Origin of the sequence: Ruminococcus turbiniformis (assembly GCF_020687545.1) — a bacterium.
In the GTDB taxonomy this organism is placed as follows: domain Bacteria; phylum Bacillota; class Clostridia; order Lachnospirales; family Lachnospiraceae; genus Mediterraneibacter; species Mediterraneibacter turbiniformis.
In genome coordinates this window covers 24,467-47,395 of the sequence record NZ_JAJEQX010000006.1, presented here as the reverse complement: position 1 = coordinate 47,395, position 22,929 = coordinate 24,467, and the positions used below count along the sequence as shown (strand labels likewise).

The 22,929-nt window shown below is 48.6% G+C and carries 16 protein-coding genes and 2 tRNA genes; 17 read left to right on the top strand and 1 reads right to left on the bottom strand.

Annotated elements, in window-relative coordinates:
* Nucleotides 1–19 precede the first annotated feature (19 nt).
* The 6 genes from cysK (at nt 20) to LKD70_RS04850 (ending at nt 7,678) form a co-directional block, all read left to right on the top strand.
* Nucleotides 20–946, top strand: coding sequence for a cysteine synthase A (gene cysK, locus LKD70_RS04875; protein WP_227706913.1), 927 nt, complete (start codon nt 20–22; stop codon nt 944–946).
* 124 nt (nt 947–1,070) lie between these two features.
* Nucleotides 1,071–1,328: an HPr family phosphocarrier protein gene (locus LKD70_RS04870; RefSeq protein ID WP_227706912.1), complete on the top strand. Its 258-nt coding sequence runs from the start codon at nt 1,071–1,073 to the stop codon at nt 1,326–1,328.
* A 26-nt stretch (nt 1,329–1,354) separates the two neighbouring features.
* Nucleotides 1,355–2,977, top strand: a complete 1,623-nt coding sequence (gene ptsP / locus LKD70_RS04865) for a phosphoenolpyruvate--protein phosphotransferase (RefSeq protein WP_227706911.1) — start codon at nt 1,355–1,357, stop codon at nt 2,975–2,977.
* A gap of 151 nt (nt 2,978–3,128) precedes the next feature.
* Nucleotides 3,129–4,448 (top strand): putative DNA modification/repair radical SAM protein, encoded by a 1,320-nt coding sequence (locus LKD70_RS04860; protein ID WP_227706910.1) that lies wholly within the window; start codon nt 3,129–3,131, stop codon nt 4,446–4,448.
* Nucleotides 4,445–5,239 (top strand): TIGR03915 family putative DNA repair protein, encoded by a 795-nt coding sequence (locus LKD70_RS04855; RefSeq protein ID WP_227706909.1) that lies wholly within the window; start codon nt 4,445–4,447, stop codon nt 5,237–5,239. Before LKD70_RS04860 ends, LKD70_RS04855 begins: the two co-directional genes overlap by 4 nt.
* Before the next feature lie 69 nt (nt 5,240–5,308).
* Entirely contained in the window at nt 5,309–7,678 is a 2,370-nt protein-coding gene (locus LKD70_RS04850; protein WP_227706908.1) for an ATP-dependent DNA helicase, read from the top strand.
* On the opposite strand, the gene LKD70_RS04845 is transcribed toward LKD70_RS04850, so the two are convergent.
* Nucleotides 7,654–8,538 (bottom strand): LysR family transcriptional regulator, encoded by an 885-nt coding sequence (locus LKD70_RS04845; protein WP_407690908.1) that lies wholly within the window; start codon nt 8,536–8,538, stop codon nt 7,654–7,656. The genes LKD70_RS04850 and LKD70_RS04845 overlap by 25 nt on opposite strands.
* A gap of 78 nt (nt 8,539–8,616) precedes the next feature.
* Between LKD70_RS04845 and LKD70_RS04840 the strand changes: the two genes are divergently transcribed.
* The 11 genes from LKD70_RS04840 to LKD70_RS04790 all read left to right on the top strand — a co-directional run bounded on the left by LKD70_RS04840 (nt 8,617) and on the right by LKD70_RS04790 (nt 22,928).
* Nucleotides 8,617–9,324, top strand: coding sequence for a TIGR01906 family membrane protein (locus tag LKD70_RS04840; RefSeq protein ID WP_407690905.1), 708 nt, complete (start codon nt 8,617–8,619; stop codon nt 9,322–9,324).
* A 125-nt stretch (nt 9,325–9,449) separates the two neighbouring features.
* The gene (locus LKD70_RS04835) at nt 9,450–13,205 is read left to right on the top strand and encodes a phosphoribosylformylglycinamidine synthase (RefSeq protein ID WP_227706906.1); all 3,756 of its coding nucleotides are present in this window, start codon (nt 9,450–9,452) and stop codon (nt 13,203–13,205) included.
* A gap of 154 nt (nt 13,206–13,359) precedes the next feature.
* A tRNA-Val gene (locus LKD70_RS04830) sits at nt 13,360–13,432 on the top strand.
* Between the two features lie 14 nt (nt 13,433–13,446).
* Nucleotides 13,447–13,520: transfer RNA gene (locus LKD70_RS04825), tRNA-Met, on the top strand.
* Nucleotides 13,521–13,718: 198 nt separating this feature from the next.
* On the top strand, nt 13,719–14,909 hold the full coding sequence (locus LKD70_RS04820; protein WP_227706905.1) for an IS630 family transposase: 1,191 nt from the start codon (nt 13,719–13,721) through the stop codon (nt 14,907–14,909).
* A 342-nt stretch (nt 14,910–15,251) separates the two neighbouring features.
* Nucleotides 15,252–16,580: an extracellular solute-binding protein gene (locus tag LKD70_RS04815; protein ID WP_227706904.1), complete on the top strand. Its 1,329-nt coding sequence runs from the start codon at nt 15,252–15,254 to the stop codon at nt 16,578–16,580.
* A gap of 140 nt (nt 16,581–16,720) precedes the next feature.
* Nucleotides 16,721–17,596 (top strand): carbohydrate ABC transporter permease, encoded by an 876-nt coding sequence (locus tag LKD70_RS04810; RefSeq protein ID WP_227706903.1) that lies wholly within the window; start codon nt 16,721–16,723, stop codon nt 17,594–17,596.
* Between the two features lie 18 nt (nt 17,597–17,614).
* Complete coding sequence (locus tag LKD70_RS04805) at nt 17,615–18,454, top strand: carbohydrate ABC transporter permease (RefSeq protein WP_227706902.1); 840 nt, start codon at nt 17,615–17,617, stop codon at nt 18,452–18,454.
* A 5-nt stretch (nt 18,455–18,459) separates the two neighbouring features.
* Nucleotides 18,460–20,502: a beta-galactosidase gene (locus tag LKD70_RS04800; RefSeq protein WP_227706901.1), complete on the top strand. Its 2,043-nt coding sequence runs from the start codon at nt 18,460–18,462 to the stop codon at nt 20,500–20,502.
* Nucleotides 20,495–21,115: a hypothetical protein gene (locus tag LKD70_RS04795; protein ID WP_227706900.1), complete on the top strand. Its 621-nt coding sequence runs from the start codon at nt 20,495–20,497 to the stop codon at nt 21,113–21,115. Before LKD70_RS04800 ends, LKD70_RS04795 begins: the two co-directional genes overlap by 8 nt.
* 13 nt (nt 21,116–21,128) lie before the next feature.
* Nucleotides 21,129–22,928, top strand: a complete 1,800-nt coding sequence (locus tag LKD70_RS04790; RefSeq protein WP_227706899.1) for a cache domain-containing sensor histidine kinase — start codon at nt 21,129–21,131, stop codon at nt 22,926–22,928.
* The last annotated feature ends 1 nt before the right edge of the window (nt 22,929 follow it).

The following is a 22,929-nucleotide window of genomic DNA, read 5'->3' as shown; positions in this document are numbered from 1 at the left end:
ATCAGGGAGGTAACAGAAAATGGCAGTATATCACAGTGTAACAGAGCTGATAGGGAAAACCCCGATTATGGAGGCGGAAAATATAGAAAAAGAGCTCGGACTCAAGGCGAAAATCCTTGTAAAGCTTGAATATTTCAACCCTGCCGGAAGCGTGAAAGACCGGGTTGCCCTTAACATGATTGAAGACGCGGAGAAGAGCGGACGGATACGCCCCGGAGCGACGATTATTGAGCCTACAAGCGGAAATACAGGGATCGGACTCGCTGCCGTGGCAGCGGCAAGAGGGTACAAAGCCGTGTTTGTCATGCCGGAGACGATGAGCATTGAGCGCAGAAAGCTGCTCCTGGGCTACGGGGCGCAGATTGTTCTCACAGAAGGCGCAAAAGGGATGGCCGGAGCCATTGAAAAGGCGTCTGAACTCGAAAAGGAATCGGACAATGCGGTCGTGCTCGGACAGTTTGTAAATGAGGCGAATCCGCAGGCCCACTATCTGACAACCGGGCCGGAGATCTGGGAGGACACGGAAGGAACCGTAGATCTGTTTGTTGCCGGAGCCGGAACCGGCGGCACAGTGACCGGCGTCGGAAGGTATTTAAAAGAGCAGAAAAAGGACGTTCAGATTATCGCGGTGGAGCCGGCCGGATCACCGGTGCTCTCCGGAGGGAATGCAGGTCCTCACGGACTTCAGGGGATCGGTGCCGGATTTGTGCCGGAAGTGCTTGATACCGGGATTTATGACCGGATTGCGCGTGTCACGGAGGAGGAAGCGTATGCAGCGGCAAAACTTCTCGCGGCAAGAGAGGGCATTCTGACAGGAATCACGTCAGGCGCGGCGTTTCACGCTGCGATAGAGGAAGCGAAGAAGCCGGAAAATGCAGGGAAAGTGATTGTTGCGCTTCTTCCGGACACAGGAGAGAGATATCTCTCCACGCCGCTTTTCGACTGATGCTCAGATGCGGCGGACTGACGGGCGTTTCTGCCTGTCAGAGGACAGGGAATTATGATTGAAAAGTCTGATAATGTGTTATATACTAGTAACAAATGCTAATGTTAAAGGAGGACATGCAGAAATGAAAGAATTTAAATATGTGATCACAGACCCGGAAGGAATCCATGCAAGACCGGCAGGAATCCTCGTAAAGCAGGCGGCAGGATATGCGTCAGCGGTTAAGATCGCCAAAGGCGAGAAGAGCGCGGACGCAAAGAGAATCTTCGGAGTGATGGGACTCGGAGTAAAGAATGGCGATGAAGTCACAATCACAGCGGATGGAGCTGATGAAGAGAAGGCAATCGCAGAGCTGGAGACATTCTTCAAAGAAAATTTATAAATCAGGTTAAGGAGGATTTATAAATTATGGTTACGATAACTGGTAAAAGTGTATTCGGCGGCGTTTCCATCGGAAAGCTTCTGTTTTATAAGAGAAGCGAAAAGGTGATTAAGAGGACGCATGTCGATGATCTGGACGCAGAGTGGAAGAGATTCCAGGAGGCAAAGGATGCCGCTGTTTCCCAGCTTCAGGGGCTTTACGACAAAGCACTTGAAGATGTGGGTGAGGCGAACGCGATGATATTCGAAATCCATCAGATGATGCTTGAGGATCTGGACTATCTTGAATCCATCGAGAACATCATCCGTACCCAGGAAGTAAATGCGGAGTTTGCCGTTGCGACGACAGCTGACAACTTTGCAAAGATGTTTTCCGCCATGGATGACGCGTACATGCAGGGCAGGGCAGCCGATGTAAAGGATGTGTCAGAGCGTGTGCTGGATATTCTCTGCGGTGTGGACACAGGCCTGAAAGAGATGTCAGAGCCGTGCATTATCGCTGCGGATGACCTGGCTCCGAGTGAGACAGTGCAGCTTGACAAGAGCAAGGTTCTCGGATTTGCCACCCAGTTCGGTTCCGCCAATTCCCATACGGCAATTCTTGCCCGTACGATGAATATCCCGGCTGTTATCGGCCTGGGAGAGGAGCTCTCGCCGGAGTATAATGGAAAAACAGCTGTTGTGGATGGATTTACAGGAACGATTTACATTGAGCCTGACGAGGAGACGATGAAGGAGATGACCGAAAAGCGCCAGAAAGATCTGGACCGGAAGGCACTCCTTGAACAGCTCAAGGGCAAGGAAAATGTGACAAAGAGCGGACGGAAGATCAACGTGTACGCCAACATCGGCAATGTGTCCGACCTGGGTGCGGTGCTCAAAAACGATGCAGGCGGAATCGGACTGTTCCGCAGTGAGTTCCTGTATCTTGAGAATTCCGATTTCCCGACAGAGGAGCAGCAGTTTTCTGTTTACAAGCAGGTGGCGGAGAGCATGGCCGGAAAGAAGGTTATCATCCGCACGCTTGATATCGGGGCGGACAAGCAGGTCGATTACTTCGGACTCGACAAAGAGGAAAATCCGGCGCTTGGTTACCGGGCGATCCGTATCTGCCTGACAAGACCCGAGATATTCAAGACGCAGCTCAGAGCTCTTTACCGGGCTGCTGTGTACGGAAATATTTCCATCATGTTCCCGATGATCATCTCGGTCGATGAAGTGAAGCAGATCAAGGAGATTATCGCGGAAGTGAAAGAAGAGCTCAGAAGCGAGGGCATTCCATTTAAGGAGGATGTGGAACTCGGTATCATGATCGAGACGCCTGCTTCTGTGATGGTCAGCCGTGAACTTGCGAAGGAAGTTGATTTCTTCAGTGTGGGAACAAACGACCTGACCCAGTATACGCTGGCGATTGACCGCCAGAACAATAAACTGGACCGGTTTTTCGATCCCCATCATCCGGCAGTACTCGCAATGATCCGGATGGCAGCGGAGAGCGCTCACGCAGAAGGAGCCTGGATCGGCATCTGCGGGGAACTCGGAGCAGATCTTGAACTGACCCAGGAGTTTATCGACATGGGGCTGGATGAGCTTTCGGTTTCACCGGCAATGGTGCTCCCGCTCAGAAACCGCATCAGGGAATGCGACTAAAATAATAGAATAATCATGCAGATGATTTCGGAGATATGGACGCTTTTCGGGCGGCTTTATCTCCGTTTTTCTGATTATAACCCTCTTTACAAAACAGAACGTATGTGCTATCCTTTTTATACGAACAAATGTTCGAGAAAGGGGCGGGCACATGCAGGACGTGATACAGAGCGGGATGACCCTGTACGAAAAACTTCACATACTCTCCGATGCTGCCAAGTATGACGTGGCGTGCACCTCCAGCGGAGTGGACAGACAGGGTGACGGAACCGGTATGGGAAACTGCCGGAAAGCGGGAATATGCCACAGTTTTTCAGCGGACGGGAGGTGTATATCCCTCTTTAAGATTCTGTTTACAAACGAGTGCATATTTGACTGTAAATACTGTATTAACAGGTCATCCAACGACGTGGTGAGAGCCTCGTTTACTCCGGATGAGGTGTGTACCCTTACAATGGAGTTTTACCGGAGAAATTATATAGAAGGGCTGTTTTTAAGTTCCGGGATTCTGAAAAGTCCGGATTACACGATGGAGCTTATCTATGCGACACTGTATAAACTCCGGTATGAGTGCAATTTCCAGGGGTATATCCACGTCAAGGCCATTCCCGGTGCGGATCAGAGACTGATCCGGATGACCGGGTATCTGGCGGACAGAATGAGCGTGAATATGGAGCTTCCCACAGCGGAGAGTCTGCGTCTCCTTGCACCGCACAAAACGAGAAAAAACATTCTGACGCCCATGCGTCTTGTTCAGAACGAACGTGAAAGGAACCGGGACGAGATTGTTCTTTACAGAAACGCTCCCCGGTTTGTTCCCGCGGGACAGAGCACGCAGATGATTATCGGGGCTACACCGGAGACAGATTATCAGATCCTTCATGTTGCGGAATCGCTGTACAGGAAGTTTGACCTGAAACGGGTTTTTTATTCCGCGTTTGTTCCGGTAAATGAGGATAAGGCGCTTCCCTCCGTGAGAGAGCAGGGACCGCCGCTTCTGAGAGAACACAGGCTGTATCAGGCGGACTGGCTGCTTCGGTTCTATCAGTTTGAGGCATCGGAGCTTCTGGACGAGGACAATCCGAATTTCAACGTGCTCCTTGATCCGAAGTGCTGCTGGGCGCTGAAGCATCTTGAAGTGTTTCCGGTGGAAATCAACCGGGCGGACAAACGGATGCTTTTAAGAGTGCCGGGGATCGGGTACAGGTCTGCAGACAGGATTGTGAAAGCGCGCAGACACGCTTCTCTGACGTTTGAAGATCTGAAGAAGATGGGCGTTGTGCTCAAACGGGCCCTGTACTTTATCACGTGCGGGGGAAAGATGATGTATCCGGTGCGGATTGATGAGGACTATATTACGAGGAATCTTCTAAACACGAAGGAGCGGCTTCCGTCAGGGGTGGACGGCATGACGTACAGGCAGATGACTCTTTTTGATGATGTGAATTTCAGCGGGGTGAATGGAATATGAAGCAGATATACGTTTGCACGGATACGATTACGGGACTGTACTCTGCGCTCCATGATGCATGGAAGGAGAACCGGGACGGCGATGCGGGCGTCGAGATACGCGGCCATGTACAGCATCAGCTTTTCTGCGAATATCAGGCGGTGGAGGAGACGTCTCAGAAAGCTTTCCGCCTGGAACGGATGATCAAGCGGTATCTCGGATACAACGCCTGCTGGGATATCTATCACGCGCTGCTCTCGGACAACCCGCAGAAGGGAAATGCGGTTTTCCATGCGATGCAGGAGTCGAGGAAATTAAAGGACAGCAGGCGGATTATGGAACATCTCGGAAATGAGGATGTGGCGAATGTGTTTGCCATGAGCAGAAGCGTGGCCAACGAGGCGCATGTGTACGAGGAGTTTATCCGTTTCCGGGAACTGAAAAACGGAATCCTCTTTTCAGAGATCTCCCCCAAAGCCCAGGTGCTCACATGCATCGGAGATCATTTTTCCGACCGGTTTCCTCTGGAAAACTGGCTGATTTTCGACAAGACGCATCAGGTCTCTCTCGTACACCGGAAACAGAGCAGATGGGAACTTGTCTGGGGAGAGCTGCCGGACGGGGAGGCTGTGGAAGATCTTTCGGATGATGAGAGGGATTATGAGGAGCTTTGGAGGTGCTTTTTCGAGTCGGTCTCTGTGAAAGAGAGGGAAAATCCGCGGTGTCAGAGGGGACATCTTCCCTTAAGATACAGGGATAACATGCCGGAATTCCAGGAAAAAGGTTGTCTAACCGGTAAAATAAGATTATGATAGAAACATCATTGTGAGTTTCGGCTCCGGTGAAATAAGAGACAGAGTGCAAAGGCAGTGTCATATAAATTGGAAAATGAAAACAAAGTCGTCCGTATTTCTGTCCGAAGCCTTGTGGAATTTATCTTAAGAGAAGGAGATATAGACAACCGTGTTTCCGGAAGCATGGACAGAGATGCCATGCTCATGGGGGGACGTCTGCACCGGAAGATTCAGCGGCGCATGGGGCCGGAGTACCACGCGGAAGTCAGTCTGAAGATACAGATTCCGTGCGGGGATTTTACGCTTCAGATAGAGGGACGTGCGGACGGCATTATTGAAAAAGAGGAGAATGGGCACCGTGAGGTGACAGTGGATGAGATCAAAGGAGTGCTCCGGGATCTGAGGCATGTTGAGAGTCCGGTCGGCGTTCATCTGGCACAGGCAAAGTGCTATGCATATATTTACGCCGTACAGCATGATCTGGGTGAGATCGGAGTCCAGATGACGTACTGCAATCTGGATACGGAGGAGATCAAGCGCTTTCTCGTTCCGTTTCAGGTGAAAGAATTAGAGGAGTGGTTTGACGATCTCGTCCGCCGCTACAGAAAATGGGCGGAGTTTGAGATGGAGTGGAAGAAAAAGAGAGATCTCTCAATCCGCACAGTGGAGTTCCCCTTCCCATACAGAAAGGGACAGCGGGATGTGGCGGCTGCGGTTTACCGGACGATTCTGAGAAAGAAGAAGCTCTTTATTCAGGCGCCGACCGGTGTGGGAAAGACGATCTCCACCGTGTTTCCTGCGGTCAAGGCGGTGGGAGAGGGACTTGGGGACAAGATCTTTTATCTCACGGCGAAGACGATCACCCGCACGGTGGCCGAGCAGGCATTCCGTACGCTCAAAGAACAGGGATTGTCCATGAAAACAATCACCCTGACTGCAAAGGAAAAGTTATGCTTCTGCGGGGAAACAACCTGCAATCCGGATGACTGTCCCTATGCGAAGGGCCATTTTGACAGGGTAAACGATGCGGTTTTTGATCTGATCACCGGTACAGATGAGTTCAGCCGCCAAGTGATCGAGGCACAGGCGCAGAAATACCGCGTCTGTCCGTTTGAGCTGGCGCTGGATGTATCGGTCTGGTCAGATGCGGTGATCTGCGACTATAATTATGTATTTGATCCGACAGCGCATCTGAAGAGGTTTTTCTCTGAAGGAGCAGGGGGAGAGTATATCTTTCTGATCGATGAGGCACATAATCTTGTGGAGCGGGGCAGAGAGATGTACAGCGCTGTCCTCTATAAGGAAGATTTCCTCGATTTGAAAAGGGCGGTGAAAGGGGCGAGTCCGTCTCTCGCACGCAGTCTGGACGGGGTAAACCGGCTTTTCCTCGCGCTCAAGAAAGAGTGCGAGAACTATGTGGTGCTGGACAGCGTGTCGCACATTGCCCTGAAGCTGATGAATCTGCTGTCTGTTATGGAAAGTTTCATGGAAGAGCAGTCGGATCCGGATCTCAGGGAAAAAGTGCGGGATCTGTATTTTCAGGTGCGGTCTTTTGTCAATATCCACGATATAATGGATGAGAATTATGTGATATACTGTGAGCTGGAAGAAAACGGAATGTTTAGGCTGAAGCTTTTCTGCGTAAACCCGGCAGTGAACCTTCAGAATTATCTCGAGTACGGAACAGGAACCGTGTTCTTTTCCGCTACACTGCTTCCGATCCATTATTACAGAAAACTCCTCTCTGTGGAGACGGACGATTACGCGATCTATGCGGAATCGTCTTTTCCGCCGGAGAACCGGCTTATTCTCCAGGGGCGGGATGTGAGTACAAAATACACTCTGAGAGGGACAGAGATGTACCGGAAGATTGCGGACTACATCGCGAGAGCAGTCCGCACCAAGAAAGGAAATTACATGGCCTTCTTTCCTTCCTACCGTGTGATGGAAGAGGTGTGCGAACAGTTTTCTCTTATCTGTGAGGAATATCCCGGACTCGCGGAGACGGTTGTCCAGTCCCAGAATATGGGAGAACCTGAGAGAGAAGCGTTCCTCGCCCGCTTTGACGAGGAGAGGGAGAACAGTCTGGTGGGATTCTGTGTGATGGGAGGAATCTTTTCCGAGGGAATCGATCTGGCGGAAGACCGGCTGATCGGCGCGGTGATCGTCGGAACAGGGATCCCGCAGGTGTGCAATGACCGTGAGATCATGAAACAGTATTTTGACGGAAGAGACATGCCGGGATTTGAATACGCCTATCTCTATCCGGGCATGAACAAAGTGCTTCAGTCGGCGGGGCGCGTAATACGGACGGAGCAGGATAAGGGCATGATTCTCCTTCTGGATGAACGGTTTTTAAGGCGGCAGTACAGGGAGCTGTTCCCGAGAGAGTGGGAAAACTGCAGAACCTGTAATGCCGTCACAATGGAAACTTATATGGAAGAATTCTGGAAATAACTTAAAAATTCTTTCGTGGCGCGGGAGAGCGGCAGGCTTTCGTTGTACGCAATTGCGAGCTCCCTGGCAGGAAGTTTTTCTTCCGTGCGGATCGGGAAGATGCCGCCGGATCTGGGAATGCAGAAGTCCGGGACAAAAGCGATGCCGAGACCGATCCGTGCAAGATCAATCAGAAGATCATTGCTCGTAAGCTCAATCTCTGGGACAAGGTCGAGCTGGTACTGTTGGAAAACCTGGTGAAGGAATTCGTTTGTCGTGCTGTTTTTGTCGAGCATGAGGATCGGATAGTTCAGAAGCTCTGCAAAGGAGAGCGTCTGTCCTTTCAGTTCCTGGAAGGTATCCCCGGCGATGAAAACGTCGTGGAATGTCCGGATCTTCCGGACGGCTGCTGCTGTTCCTAGATAACTGTTCGGATAGTTGACGACGATCAGATCGACAAGCCCGCTTCTTAAAAGTTCCGCGCATTTCATGGACGTCTGGTTTACGACCTTGATATGGGCTTTCGGAAACGCTTTATGGAAGCGCTCCAGATAGGGAATCAGAAAGTAACGGCAGATGGTATCGCTGGCTCCGATGCGGATCTGTCCTCCGGTGGACGCGGCGTCAAGAAGCTGCGCTTCCCCTTTCTGAATCAGGTTCATGGCGGGCTCGATATGGCGCATGAGAATTTCTCCTTCCGGGGTGAGCTGTACTTTCTTTGTGCTCCGGATAAACAGCGTCTGATCCAGTTTGCGCTCCAGTGTCTTGATGGACTGGCTGACAGCGGACTGAGAGATAAAGAGCTGCTTGGATGCTTCAGAAAAGTTCAGCGTGGATGCAACATGGTAAAATACTTTATACAGTTCATAGTTTATGTCAATCATTATAAGACCCCCTAATAAATACTGGTTTTATTATAAGGGATGGAAGAAATAATTACAATATTACAGAGGAAAGGAATGAAAATTATGAAGAAACTGCACTGGGCTGCAGGGGTGATTCTTGCCTTTGCAGTAATCATTGCAGCGCTGATCACCAGTTTTGAGATTGCGATGTACGCGGATTTTGACGTGTACAGGGAAGAGTATGAGAAGTACGATGTGCTGGATGATCTGGGTATGACAATGGAAGATACGATGCACGTAACCCGGGAGATGATGGCGTATTTGAGAGGAGACAGGGATACGCTCTCTGTCATTACTACAGTGGAAGGCACAGAACAGGACTTTTTCAATGAGCAGGACCGCTTCCACATGGGAGAGGTAAGAGACCTGTTTATCGGAGGACTCAATCTCCGTCTGGGCGCGTGCGCTGCGGCAGTCATCTGCCTGATTTTTCTCATCCTGACGAAGGCGGATCTGAAAAAGATCCTTCCGCGCTCCTATCATATATCGCTTGCGATATCCGGAGCCGCGGTGCTCTTAATCGGACTGGCGTCCGTGATTGATTTCAATGCGGTGTTCGTGCAGTTCCATCACATCTTTTTCGACAATGACCTCTGGCTGTTTGACCCGGCCACAGACTATATGATCCGCATGCTCCCGGAAGGGCTGTTCTACGATATGGTTATCCGGATCGGCCTTCTCTTTATCGGGATGCTGCTTGTCCTGTTTGTGATAAGCCTGATTCCGCGGTTTGTTGAAAAACGGAAAAAGAAATTAGCATGACTTATAACAAAACTTTAGTTATATTAATTGTACTAATGAAGGGAATTGTGTTACGATACACTCAGATAACTGATAGCAGGTAAGGTGCGAAGATGCACATAAATATCATGCAAAGGAGACAGCATATGAGCAGTGTAAAGCGCGTATTTGTGGAAAAGAAACCGGAGTTTGCCGTGGCCGCGAAGGAGTTGAGACATGAGATCCGTCACTACCTCGGAATCACGGATGTGACCGGAGTGAGGGAACTGATCCGCTATGATGTGGAAAATATATCGGATGAGACCTTTGAGAAGGCGTGCAGCGGCGTGTTTGCGGAACCGCCGGTAGATATCCTCTACCGCGAGGAGTTCCCGAAGGAGGAAGGAAGCAGAAGCTTTTCCGTGGAGTATCTTCCGGGACAGTTTGACCAGAGAGCGGATTCTGCGGAGCAGTGTATTCGTTTTATCAACGAAGATGAAAATCCCGTCATTCGTACGGCTGTCACTTATGTGATCGAAGGCGGCATTTCAGATGAGGAGTTTGAGGCGGTCAGGAACCACTGCATCAATCCAGTGGATTCAAGAGAGGCTTCCGCTGACAAGCCGGAGACTCTTGTCACAGTGTTTGATGAACCGGATGATATCAAAGTTTTCGACGGATTTAAGGATATGCCGGAAGCTGAGCTGAATGATCTTTACAATTCTCTCGGGCTTGCCATGACTTTTAAAGATTTCCTTCATATCCAGACATATTTTAAGGGAGAAGAAGACCGGGATCCGACGATGACAGAGATCCGTGTGCTTGACACATACTGGTCTGATCACTGCCGTCACACGACGTTTTCCACAGAGTTAAAGGACGTGCGTTTTGACGACGGCGATTACAGAGGGACAATTGAAGCGACGTATAAAGAGTATCTGAAAGATCACAGCGAGATTTTCGCGGGGAGAGAGGACAAGTTTGTCTGCCTGATGGATCTTGCGCTTATGGCGATGCGCAGACTGAAAAAGGAAGGAAAGCTTCAGGATCAGGAAGAGTCCGACGAGATCAACGCGTGCAGCATCGTTGTGCCCATTAAGGTGGACGGAATTGAGGAAGAGTGGCTGATTAACTTTAAAAATGAGACGCACAATCACCCCACGGAGATTGAACCGTTCGGAGGCGCGGCGACCTGTCTGGGCGGTGCGATCCGCGATCCGCTGTCCGGCCGTACTTATGTGTATCAGGCGATGCGCGTGACCGGGGCGGCTGACCCGACGGTATCCGCGAAAGAGACGTTAAAGGGCAAGCTCCCCCAGAAGAAACTTGTGCGTCAGGCGGCGCACGGCTACAGCTCCTACGGCAACCAGATCGGCCTTGCCACAGGACTTGTAAAGGAGATCTATCACCCGGACTATGTGGCGAAGAGAATGGAGATCGGGGCAGTGCTCGGAGCGGCTCCGAGACGCGCGGTGATCCGTGAAAATTCGGATCCGGGAGATATCATTATCCTTCTCGGCGGACGCACAGGGCGCGACGGATGCGGCGGCGCTACAGGTTCGTCCAAGGTGCATACAGAGGAGTCCATTGAGACATGCGGCGCGGAAGTTCAGAAGGGAAATCCGCCTACAGAGAGAAAGATCCAGAGACTGTTCCGGCGCGAGGAAGTGAGCTGCCTGATCAAAAAGTGCAATGACTTCGGCGCAGGCGGCGTTTCGGTGGCGATCGGAGAGCTTGCGGACGGCCTGAGAGTGGAACTGGACAAAGTGCCGAAGAAATATGCGGGACTGGACGGAACAGAGATCGCGATCTCGGAATCCCAGGAGAGAATGGCGGTTGTTGTAGATCCGAAAGATGTGGAAGAATTTATGCAGTACGCGGCCGAGGAGAACCTGGAGGCGACAGAGGTTGCGGTCGTAACAGAAGATCCCAGACTCGTGCTTGTCTGGAGAGGAAAAGAGATCGTCAATATTTCCCGGGCATTTCTCAATACAAACGGAGCTCACCAGGAGACGTCCGTGGAAGTTGAGATGCCGAAAAAGGCGGACAGCCTGTTTGTCAGAAAAGAGATCGGCGATGTGAAGGAGGCCTGGCTTAGCACGCTGGCAGACCTCAATGTATGTTCCCAGAAGGGACTTGTGGAGATGTTCGACGGATCCATCGGAGCGGGATCTGTGTTCATGCCTCACGGCGGTAAATATCAGATGACAGAGACACAGGCCATGGTAGCAAAAGTTCCGGTGCAGAACGGCAGCACAGACAGTGTGTCCATGATGAGCTACGGGTTTGATCCGTATCTGTCTAGCTGGAGCCCGTATCACGGTGCGGTCTACGCGGTGACAGAGTCCATCGCAAAGATCGTGGCCGCAGGCGGAGACTACAGGAAGATCCGCTTTACATTCCAGGAATATTTCCGGCGTATGACGGAGGACCCGAAGAGATGGAGCCAGCCGTTTGCGGCGCTGCTCGGGGCGTATGCGGCGCAGATCGGGTACGGCCTTCCGTCGATCGGAGGAAAAGACAGCATGTCCGGAACTTTCCAGGACATTGACGTTCCGCCGACACTCGTATCGTTTGCTGTGGATATGGCGCTGGATAAGGAGATTATCACACCGGAGCTGAAAAAGGCGGGCAACAAACTTGTATGGCTCCGCATTGAGCGGGACGGAGATGACCTTCCGGTATACGCTCAGGTAATGGATCAGTACGGAAAATTCACAGAAGATATCAGAGATGGAAAGATTCGTTCCGCATATGCTCTGGACCGTCACGGCGTGATTGCGGCGGTCAGCAAGATGGCGTTTGGAAACCGCATGGGTGTCCGGATTGAACACAATATGGATCCGAGAGATCTTTTCGCTCCGGCATTTGGAGATATTATCGCCGAGGTGGAGGACGGACAGGTCGGAAACCTGAGAATTGGATATACTGTGATCGGTGAGGTGACCGAAAAGGCTGAATTTGAGTACGGAAATGTCCGGATCGGCATGGACGAAGCAGTAGGAGCATGGACGGGAACGCTGGAGAAAGTATTCGCCACGAAATCTGCCGAGAGCGCAGATGAGACAGTGGAGGAGAAGCTCTACGACGCGTCCGGAATCCACATCTGCAGCCATAAGATCGGACAGCCCACAGTCTTTATCCCGGTATTTCCGGGTACGAACTGCGAGTATGACAGTGCCCGTGCGTTTGAACGCGCCGGGGCTAAGGTGATTACGAAGGTGTTCCGCAACCTGGATGCAGAGGGAATCCGTGAGTCAGTCTCCGAGTTTGAGAAAGCGATCGCCCAGGCGCAGATGATTATGTTCCCGGGAGGATTCAGCGCCGGAGACGAGCCGGACGGCTCCGCAAAGTTTTTCGCCACTGCGTTCCAGAATGCGAAGATCAAGGAGGCGGTTGAGAAGCTCTTAAATGAGAGAGACGGCCTTGCTCTTGGAATCTGCAACGGATTCCAGGCTCTGATTAAACTCGGACTTGTTCCGTATGGAAAGATAACGGGACAGACAGAGGACTCGCCGACACTCACTTACAATACAATCGGACGTCATATATCAAAGATGGTGTACACAAAAGTTGTGACAAACAAATCTCCATGGCTTCAGGAGGCGGAGCTCGGCGGAGTTTATACAAACCCGGCGTCTCACGGCGAGGGAAGATTCGTCGCAAACAGGGAATGGATTGACCGGCTTTTTGAAAACGGACAGGTGGCGACTCAGTACTGTGATCCGGAAGGAAAGATCAGCATGGATGAAGAGTGGAACATAAACGGCTCTTACTGTGCGATCGAGGGTATCACAAGCCCGGATGGAAGAGTGCTTGGAAAGATGGCGCACTCAGAACGCCGCGGGGATTCTGTGGCTGTCAACATTTACGGCGAGCAGGATATGAAGATATTTGAGTCCGGAGTGAAATATTTCAAATAGCAGAAAAAGTATGAAATAATGGCATTATTTGAACAATTAAAACTTGCAAAAAAATAATTAAAAATTTCCCAAAAAAAGTGTTGACATTTGACGGAAAATGATAGTATAATAGCAAAGCGGGTTGCGGGAAAACAACCGAAACCCGCTAAGATATGGGGTCTTAGCTCAGCTGGGAGAGCATCTGCCTTACAAGCAGAGGGTCATAGGTTCGAGCCCTATAGGCCCCATATAAACCGAATATGGCGGAATAGCTCAGTTGGCTAGAGCACACGGTTCATACCCGTGGTGTCGCTGGTTCAAATCCAGTTTCCGCTACTCCTTGAAAGTCCCGTAAATACGGGACTTTTTCATATACAATTCTCAAACAATTCTTCTCGGCCTTCAAAATTTACCCTAGTTTTTTCCCTCTCATCCTCTTGTTTCAATGTTCTAGTGTAGTATCTTTTAAATAACTGGACTTTATATTCCGGCCATGATAGAATACATACATCAAATGGTGGAGGTATCCTATCTATGGGAAGAAAATCAATCGTTATCAACCTCAGTGCTGAGGAGCGTGAATATCTTGAAACACAAACACGTGCCCGTACCATACAGGCTCAAACAGTAAACCGTGCCCGTATCCTGCTCTTGAAAGCGGAAGGCTGCCCCATTAATGAAATTGCGGATAAAGTCGGCATCAATCGCAAGAGTGTTATGCTCTGTTTGAACAAATATGCAGAAGGCGGTGTGGAAAACGCCTTATTCGATGCACCGGGTCGTGGCCGTAACGCAGAGATCACCGATGATGAAAAAGCAAGGATCATCAATATTGCCTGTCAGAAACCGATTGATTTCGGTTACGCTGCTGAAACATGGACTTACGCAAAACTCACATCTCACATTAACAAAAATGCGGAAGCAGCTGGATTTACAAGACTTTCTACAATCCATAAAAGCACCGTGCACAGCATACTGGACGAAGCTGAAATAAAACCCTTTCGGATCAAGTATTACTGTGAAAACCGTGACCCGGATTTTGAAAGTAAGATGCATAATGTATTGTTAGTATATAAACAGCTTTCCATGCAGTTTGATAAAAATGGCCAGTTCATTCCCTGGGAGGAAGATAAACAGGCGATCCATGTGCTTTCTTATGATGAAAAGCCTGGGATACAAGCGACTGCCACAACGTCTCCAGATCTTCTTCCGGATGAGAATCACAGTACAATCAGCAGGGATTATGAATATAAACGCCTTGGGACAGTGTCCCTGTTGGCAGGGATCGATCTGCAGACTGGAGAAGCCATCCCGCTAATCATCGAAACTCATAACAGTAAAGACTATATTGAATTTTTGAAGGTGCTTGACAGCAAATATCCCAAAGGGGACAAAATACGACTTGTACTTGATAACCTGAAAGTACACACATCTGAGGTTACAAGAAAATATCTTTCCACAGTACCCGGAAGGTTTGAATTTGTATTCACACCTAAACATGGCTCATGGCTGAATATGATTGAAGGTTTTTTCAGCAAAATGACAAAGCAGATGCTTCGTGGAATACGAGTTAAAACGAAAGAAGAATTAAAAGAACGCATCTACAAGTATTTTGATGAGATCAACGAGGAACCGGTAATATTTCACTGGAAATATAATCTTGATGACATAGATGTATCTGAAGAGGTTATTGTTGATACATTGTCGGCCAAAAAGTCCAGTTAATTATCGAACGATGTACTAGTTTTTCTTTCTCTTATTTCAAAGATCTGATTCAAAATCCTTTTCGAAATCTCAGCACCGATAGATCCCTTTTATTCTAAATCTAATATTCAAATGATAAAAAAGCAGAAAAAATAATGCAGATTTCCTGTATTTGATTCTGTATGCATTGGGTTTGTTGTAAATATATACATAAAATCAGAGGAAAAGATAATAAATTATAACATTTTCGGCAAAATAGTAGTATTTTAAAATTCAGGGTTTTCGTTAAAATGTAAGTAAATGATGAACGTGCACATTCATAATAAAAAGCTAATAAAAAAAGGAAAGCAGGTGTTAAGTATTATGAAAAAGAGAATGGCAAGGCTGATGGCAATGTCTATGGCGATGGCACTGGCTGTAAGCGCCGCAGGGTGCGGAAGTTCGCAGACAAGTGAAAGTGAAGAGAGTTCCTCCGGCGGAAGCGGCGATAAAGTGTCGGTCGTACTCGCGACAAACTGGGGAGAGGGAGATGCCAAGTACGATTATTTTTATCCTCTCTTTGAAAAGTTTCAGGAAGAAAACAAAGATACTATGTATATCACTCTCCAGACATACAGTACAGAGGATTATAAGACGAAGATTAAGACACAGACGGCCTCGGGTGATCTTCCGGATGTGTTTACCTACTGGGGCGGAGGCATGATGACAGATATGGTTGATGCCGGGCTTTTGCTGAATGTGGATGACTATTTCGCGGAAAGTGAGAGTGTTAAGAGAGAAGATTTTGAAGAGAGCTCATTTGACTACTATATCGCAGGAGACGGAAATGCGTATGGTGTCCCTATTGAGTCTACCAGAGGTGTTTTGATTGCAAACAAAAATCTGTTTGAGCAGTATGGCCTGGAATATCCGACTACATATGACGAGCTGGTAAGTGTAGCGGAAGTCTTCAAAGAAAATGGCATTATACCGATGTCTATCGGCAGCAACGGAGGAGTACCGTCTGAATTCTTTTTCAGTGAACTGTATAATCAGTATGAGGGCGGAGAAGATGAGATAGCAGCGCTGGCTTCAGGAGGAAATTTTGATACAGATAATGCGGTAAAGGTTGCGGAAGTTCTCACAGACATGATAGATCAGGGCATGTTCCCGGCAGATACAATGGCAAACGGCGGCTGGACAAATAGTCTTCAACTGTATACGGATCAGAAGGCAGCTATGACTTACACTTATCCGTGGAATTATGAGTTTATCCCGGATGAAATTCAGGAATGCACAGATATTATTCCTATGCCGCAGATGCCGGGTGCAACAGTAGATCCGTCTACCATTATGGCAGGCTTTACAGTTTATGGTTTTATGATCAATAAAGCTTCTTTTGAGGATGAGGCAAAACATGATGCTGTTATGAAAATCTGTGATTTTCTTGCATCTGATGAGCTTACCCAGTCTCTGACGGAAAGTGGTATGATCCCGTGTAAGAATGTAGAGATGAATATGGACAATCAGAAACTGATTATGCAGAAGACAATGGATTACGCGCAGGATAAAAATTTAGTTCAGGTACACTATACGACCATGCCCAGTGCGGACGCAATCACAATGATGGATTCAAGCCTGGATGAATTGTTTATTAAGGCGATTACTCCCGAGGAGTTTGTACAGAAGGTTCAGGACGTCCTGGATAAGTAAGCGATATCGGGTAAAACAGGCGCCGCGTGGAGAAACATCTCCGGAGCGGCGCTGCTCTTTTTAACGTGCGGCGCCGCAGACGGATGTATCCGGCGGAGAAAATCTTACTGAGCTCGGCATGTCCGGCGCAAGGAGGCAATATGAAGAAAAAAAAGCATATGGCTGTAGTAATCGCGTTTCTGCTCCCGGTCTTTGTGATCTATACCGCATTTTTGTTTATACCGCTGGTACAGACCGCATTTTACAGTCTGACAGAATGGAACGGGATTACAGAAAAGATTTATGTTGGATTTGATAATTATAAAGAATTGTTCGGGAGCAGTGATTACTGGCTTGTTTTCTGGAATACGATCCAGCTTGTAGTGATCACGCTTCTGATTCAGATTCCGGCAGGGCTTATACTTGCATATCTGCTGTACATGAAAACAAAAGGGATGAAAATATTCCGCACAATCTATTTCCTGCCGGTTGTAATTGCACCGGTTGCGATTTCTCTTATGTTTTCTTTGTTTTACAACAGTGAGATTGGTGTGTTCAACCGGATACTGGAAATGATCGGGCTCGGAGCGTTTCAGACGAACTGGCTGTCGAACACGGATACGCTGCTCTATGCAGTAATGGCGCCGCAGGTGTGGCAGTACATTGGTCTGTATGTCACCATTTTTCTGGGAGCGCTTCAGTCGGTCCCGTCAGAACTGGTGGAGAGCGCGCAGATTGACGGGGCGGGACAGGTGAAGACATTTTTTCATGTGATTCTTCCCCAGATTGCAGGTTTTTCCAATATCTGTATTATCCTGTGTATTACCGGTTCGCTCAAGGCGTTTGAACATTCCTGGATTATGACAGGCGGAGGACCGGGAGTGCGGTCATCCTACCTGGGGGTCTATATGTATAAAACCGCGTTTGTGAACTCGGATTTTGGAACAGGAAGTGCGATTACGATGACGATCGTTGCCCTGTCGCTGGTGATTACGCTGATTGTGAATGCAGTATTTTCAGCGCGAGAGAAAGACTGACGGGAGGTTTTAAAAGCAATGAAACAATTCAGAAAACCTGTAGGACAGACAGTGAAATCTGCTGTCAAATATATAATTCTCACGGCAGTGGCGGTGATATGTCTCTACCCGTTCCTGTGGGTGGTGATCTCATCGTTAAAGGATAACACTGAGATATACGGAAAACCGTTTGCATTGCCGGAAGCGCCGAAATTTTCAAATTATGTGGAGGCATGGACAGGGGCGGATGTGGCCCGGAACTTCGCAAACAGTATGCTGGTGTGTGTTACTACCCTGGTGATCCTGATTGTGATTACGTCTATGGGAAGCTACATTCTCACAAGGGTCAGAAAATCCCGTATTTTGGATCTGTACTTTTCGCTGGGAATCATGATACCGATTCACGCGCTGTTGATTCCATCTGTGCTGATCTTTAAAAATCTGCATCTTACGGACAACCTGCTGAGTCTGGTCATCATGTATACGGCAGTAAATATTTCATTCAGTATGTTTATTATGAACGGGTTTATGAAAAATATCCCGTCAGAGCTGGACGAGGCGGCAACGATAGACGGCTGCGGCAGGGCGCAGATCTTCTGGTATGTGATTCTTCCGGTGGCAAAGCCGGGAATCGCTACAGTTGCCACTTTGGCTTTTTTAAACTGCTGGAATGATCTTCTGATGGGACTTGTCCTGATCTCATCGCCCGAGAAGAAAACGCTGTCACTGGCAATCTCAGCCCTGAAGGGATCTTACGCCACGCAGTACGGGCTTTTGTGCGCCGGATTTGTGATTTCAATTATTCCTGTAGTTATTATGTACCTTCTGTTCCAGAAACAGGTGGTGGCAGGTATGACGGCAGGTGCGGTGAAAGGATGATACCTATGGTGAAATTTGGAAAAAACGGAATTGTAATTGACGGAAAGGAGATGCCTTTTTACAGCGGCTCCTTTCACTACTGGAGATCGAATCGTGAGGACTGGGAAAAGATCCTGGACAACATAAAATCACTGGGGTTTGACATTGTGGAGACGTACATCCCCTGGGGAGTTCACGAGCCGGAGAAAGGAAAGTATGATTTCGGTAAACTGGACAAACGGAAAGACCTGAATGCATTCCTTGAGCTTTGCCGTGAAAAAGAACTGTGGGTGATTGTAAGGCCGGGACCTCATATCAACGCGGAGATGACTTGCTTTGGATACCCGGAATGGATTGTTTCGGATCCGGAGATACAGGCGAGGACAGCTGCGGGGACACCGGTCGTCTATCCCCATGTGGCGCGTCCCTTTGCCATCCCTTCATATGCCAGCAGGAAGCTGTATGAGGAAACAGGAAAATACTTTGCTGTTCTGGCTCCGATCCTGAAAAAACATGCTTACCCGGCAGGGAATATTATCGCCGTTCAGGCGGAAAACGAGACCTGTTATTTCTTCCGGGACAGGCCGTATGTGATGGATTATTCAGAAGACTCTGCAGAGCTCTACCGTTCTTTCCTTAAGGAGAAGTATATACTGCCGGAAAAAATGTCGGAGGCCTACAAAATGCCGGATGCGAATTTTGACACAATTGCGCCGCCGGCAGGATACAGTGAGACAGAAGGGTACAGTATGGAGTACTATTATGACTGGGCTGAGTACAAGGAATATCAGATTCTGTACGCTTTGGGACGGATCGCGGATATGATCGGGCACATGGATCTTTCTCTTCCGGTTTTCCATAACTGCGCCTATCAGACATATACGCCGGTTTCTGTACAGAGGATTGAGCGGCTGGAAGGAATCGACGTGGCAGGAATCGATGCGTATCCGGAGACGGGAGACACGAAGATGCTTAAAAACAGAATCCGCTACCTTGCAGGAAGCAGCAAAATGCCGTTTGTTCCGGAGTTTGGCTGCGGGCGCTGGTTCGACTGTGAAACGGTTCCATCAGCCCGGGAAGAAGAGTTTGGATATCTGTATGCGTTTATGAATGGGATGAAGGCAGTGAATTTCTATATGCTTGTGGAGCGTGACCGGTGGACAGGATGTCCGATTGCAAATGACGGCAGAGTTCGCGAAGCGTATGCAGATGTCTTCCAGAGGCTGATGCAGATGATGAAACGGGAAGAGATCTGGAGATACAGCCGGAGTGCGAAAGTGCTTGTTTTGAAAAACTATGATATGGGGCGGCTGAAGGCCTGTCTGTCAGGGATGGATCCGGATACACTCTCATCGAACCTGTTTGTCAAAGGACCGGATATACCGTGGCAGTTATTCCAGAAACAGCCTCCGGAAGGAATCGAAGCAGACAGAGCGGAAAATACCTATGAGGAGGAGTGGATACTGGAGGTATGCAGGGGGCTTGATGCACTTCATATAGAGTATGACATTTCGGACTGCTATGTGGAGAGAGAAAAGCTGTGGGGATACTCCTGCGTTTTTGCCTCTTCATACCGGCAGATGGGAGAGGCGTATCAGAAACTGCTTTTGGATTATGCGTCAGAGACGGGGCACCGGCTGGTTATCGGGCCGTCCGTGCCTGAGGAGGACCGCAGAGGCAGGAAGTTTTCATTGCTGAAAGATGAAATAGGCGGGAAGAATCCTGTAAATGGAATTAAGAAGGCTGCCGCAGACGGAATAAAAGTGCTGAACGATGTTTCAAAGAGCGGGGGGCTGCTGCAGAAATACGCGGGAGAATATGCGGGATGCGGATACCTGCCGGAAGACGACCGCATTGAAGTGTCAGTACACAGACGGGGGAACCATGAGATAATCTGGCTGGCAAACAAATCCGATCAGACGGTAAAGACAGAGATTCGCTTCAAGGGACATAAGAAATTCATTAATATTTGGAATGGATGGGATCTGGATGGAACAGGGAGTACAGACATACTAATGCCGCCGTTTACAGTAAGTCTGTGGAAAGTGGAGGTGGAAAAGGATGATTGACAGAAATTTTACCGCAGAATTCCTGGATCCGGTTTTGTGGGGAAGGCTGGGAGAGATCCTCTCTGTCGTTTCCCCGGAGACGAAAGTGCTCCATGTGATGGAAGCGGACGGAGCAGTCCGGACGGTTATAGACGGATGTCTTAAGGTTTTGCCGAAAGAAAATGCGGAATCTGCGGATGACTTGAGAGATTTGTTCCCGGAAGCAGACGAGATCCGTGTTTATACACCTGCCACGGCAGAAAAATTTCTGACAGATATCCAAGAGGGCAGGACCTATGATGCAGACACTTTTGAATATCTGAACACAATGTATGCAAAACTTCAGAAGACCGTGAAAGTGATTCCCGTCAGGAAAAAGAGGAACAGGTTATGGGAGTTCCTGGAAAGGCAAAGAAGCACGGATGGAATTTGCAATATAGGGATTACAAAGGAAAAAGAACTTTATTTCCACTGTATTTTGGAATTTAAGAATGGGAATCTGACACGGGTTACGACTTCAGACAGATACAAAAAAGATCTTTATAACTGGGAAAAAATATGCGAAAATGTAGAAAGAGAGTTCCCGGGGAAAGTGTGTCATTATTTCCGGGAATTGGAGGCTTTAAAAAACTGACCGGGGGACTTCCATGAGAAGAAAGTGGAAATTCAGAAAATTGTCGATTAAAATGCAGGTCATGCTTGGAATCATGTCAGTGCTGATGGTTTCGAGCATGATCCTGCTTGCTATTTTTTACGGAAATCTAAAAGGATTTTACGCGGAGCGGGTGCGCAGTATCCAGAGAAACAGTATGGAAACGCTGGTTAATGATCTGGAAGGTATTATAAAACAGTGTGAGACGGTATCAGATCAGATTCTCGGGCTTGTAGTGTTTCAGGAGGAACTGGAAGGATATTCAGAGAAGAGTGCATACGAAAAATTACAGATTACGAGAAATATTACGTCACAGCTTACGAATATCAAGATTTCCAACAGTCTGGTGGATAATATCTATCTTCTGAATTTCGACGGAAACGGATTTTCTACAAACAGCAACTGGAACAGAGAGGTCTTCTCAGAGGCGCTCCCGGAACCGCTCGATGTGGATCAGCTTGGAGAGACAATAGTACTTCCTCCGGCGCCGGCTCTCTATGGATATACAAGCAGCTCAAGTACGCCGGTTATGATCCGGTTCCTCACGTATTTGAACCGTTTTACAGAAAGTAAGGCTGTAGGAGCGGTGCAGATTGATGTGAATTATTATAAGATCGAGGAGGCAGTGAAAAAAGCAGTGACAGGGGACGGAGATTTCACCTTTATCGTAGATGATGACGGAATGCTGATTTACGCTCCCGAAAAAGAACAGGCCGGGAAACTAGCGGAAAGTGTAAGCTATGAGGGATTTGATCTGGGAGAACTTACAGACAGGGAAAACCTGTCCGAGGAGAACGGCTATACATTGAGAACGGAACAGATTTCCGGCAGCAGCTGGAGGGTTGTTCAGATGAACAGCGATATTGCACTGCACCAGGAGATGAAAAAGGCAGCAGGGACATGGCTGGCGGGGATTCTGGCTTATATTGTCTGTGCTGTATCAGTTTCGGCGGGAATTGCAAGAGGTCTTACCCGGCCAATCACAAATATTATATCAAGCATGAAGGATGTGGGAAATGGAAATTTTGGTATCTCTTTGAGCCGGCCGGACAGCAGGGAACTTGCGGATCTGGTTGACAGTTTCCAGAGGATGGTCAGGGAGGTTGAGCATCTGATGAAAGCGAATATTCAGAAGGAACATGAGAAGACCGCGATGCAGATGCAGGCGCTCAATGCGCAGATCAATTCCCATTTTCTTTATAATACACTGAATACAATCAAATGGCAGGCAATCAGAAATGGCAATACGGAGATTGCACGCTCAATTGTCGCTCTCAGTGAAATACTGGAATACAGCTGCAAAGATACGGACGGACAGGTTCCTTTGGCAGAAGAATTCCGCTTTATAGATGATTATGCCCTCCTTCAGAATATGCGCTACAATAAAAATGTCCGCATTGAATATAACACGGATGAAGCGTCCGGACAGTGCCGCGTGCTGAAAATGCTCCTTCAGCCCCTGGTAGAGAATGCATTTATGCATGCTTTTGAAGGAAGAGAGAAGAACGGTTCAAAGACCGGGACTGATGGAGGAACAGATGATACGGACAGCCTGATCCGGATAAGCTGCGGGGTAAGGGAGGATATGCTCAATATTTCGGTGCGTGACAATGGGAAAGGATTTACTTTCCGGGGGATGGACCAGCTCAATGGCATCGGCCTGAATAACATTTTACAGAGGATGAAACTGAATTACGGGGAGAGCTGTCATATGGAGATACACAGTGAGAACGGAATCGGGACAGAAGTACTGGTCATGATACCGGCAGTATACGAAGAAGGTGAAGACAAGTGAG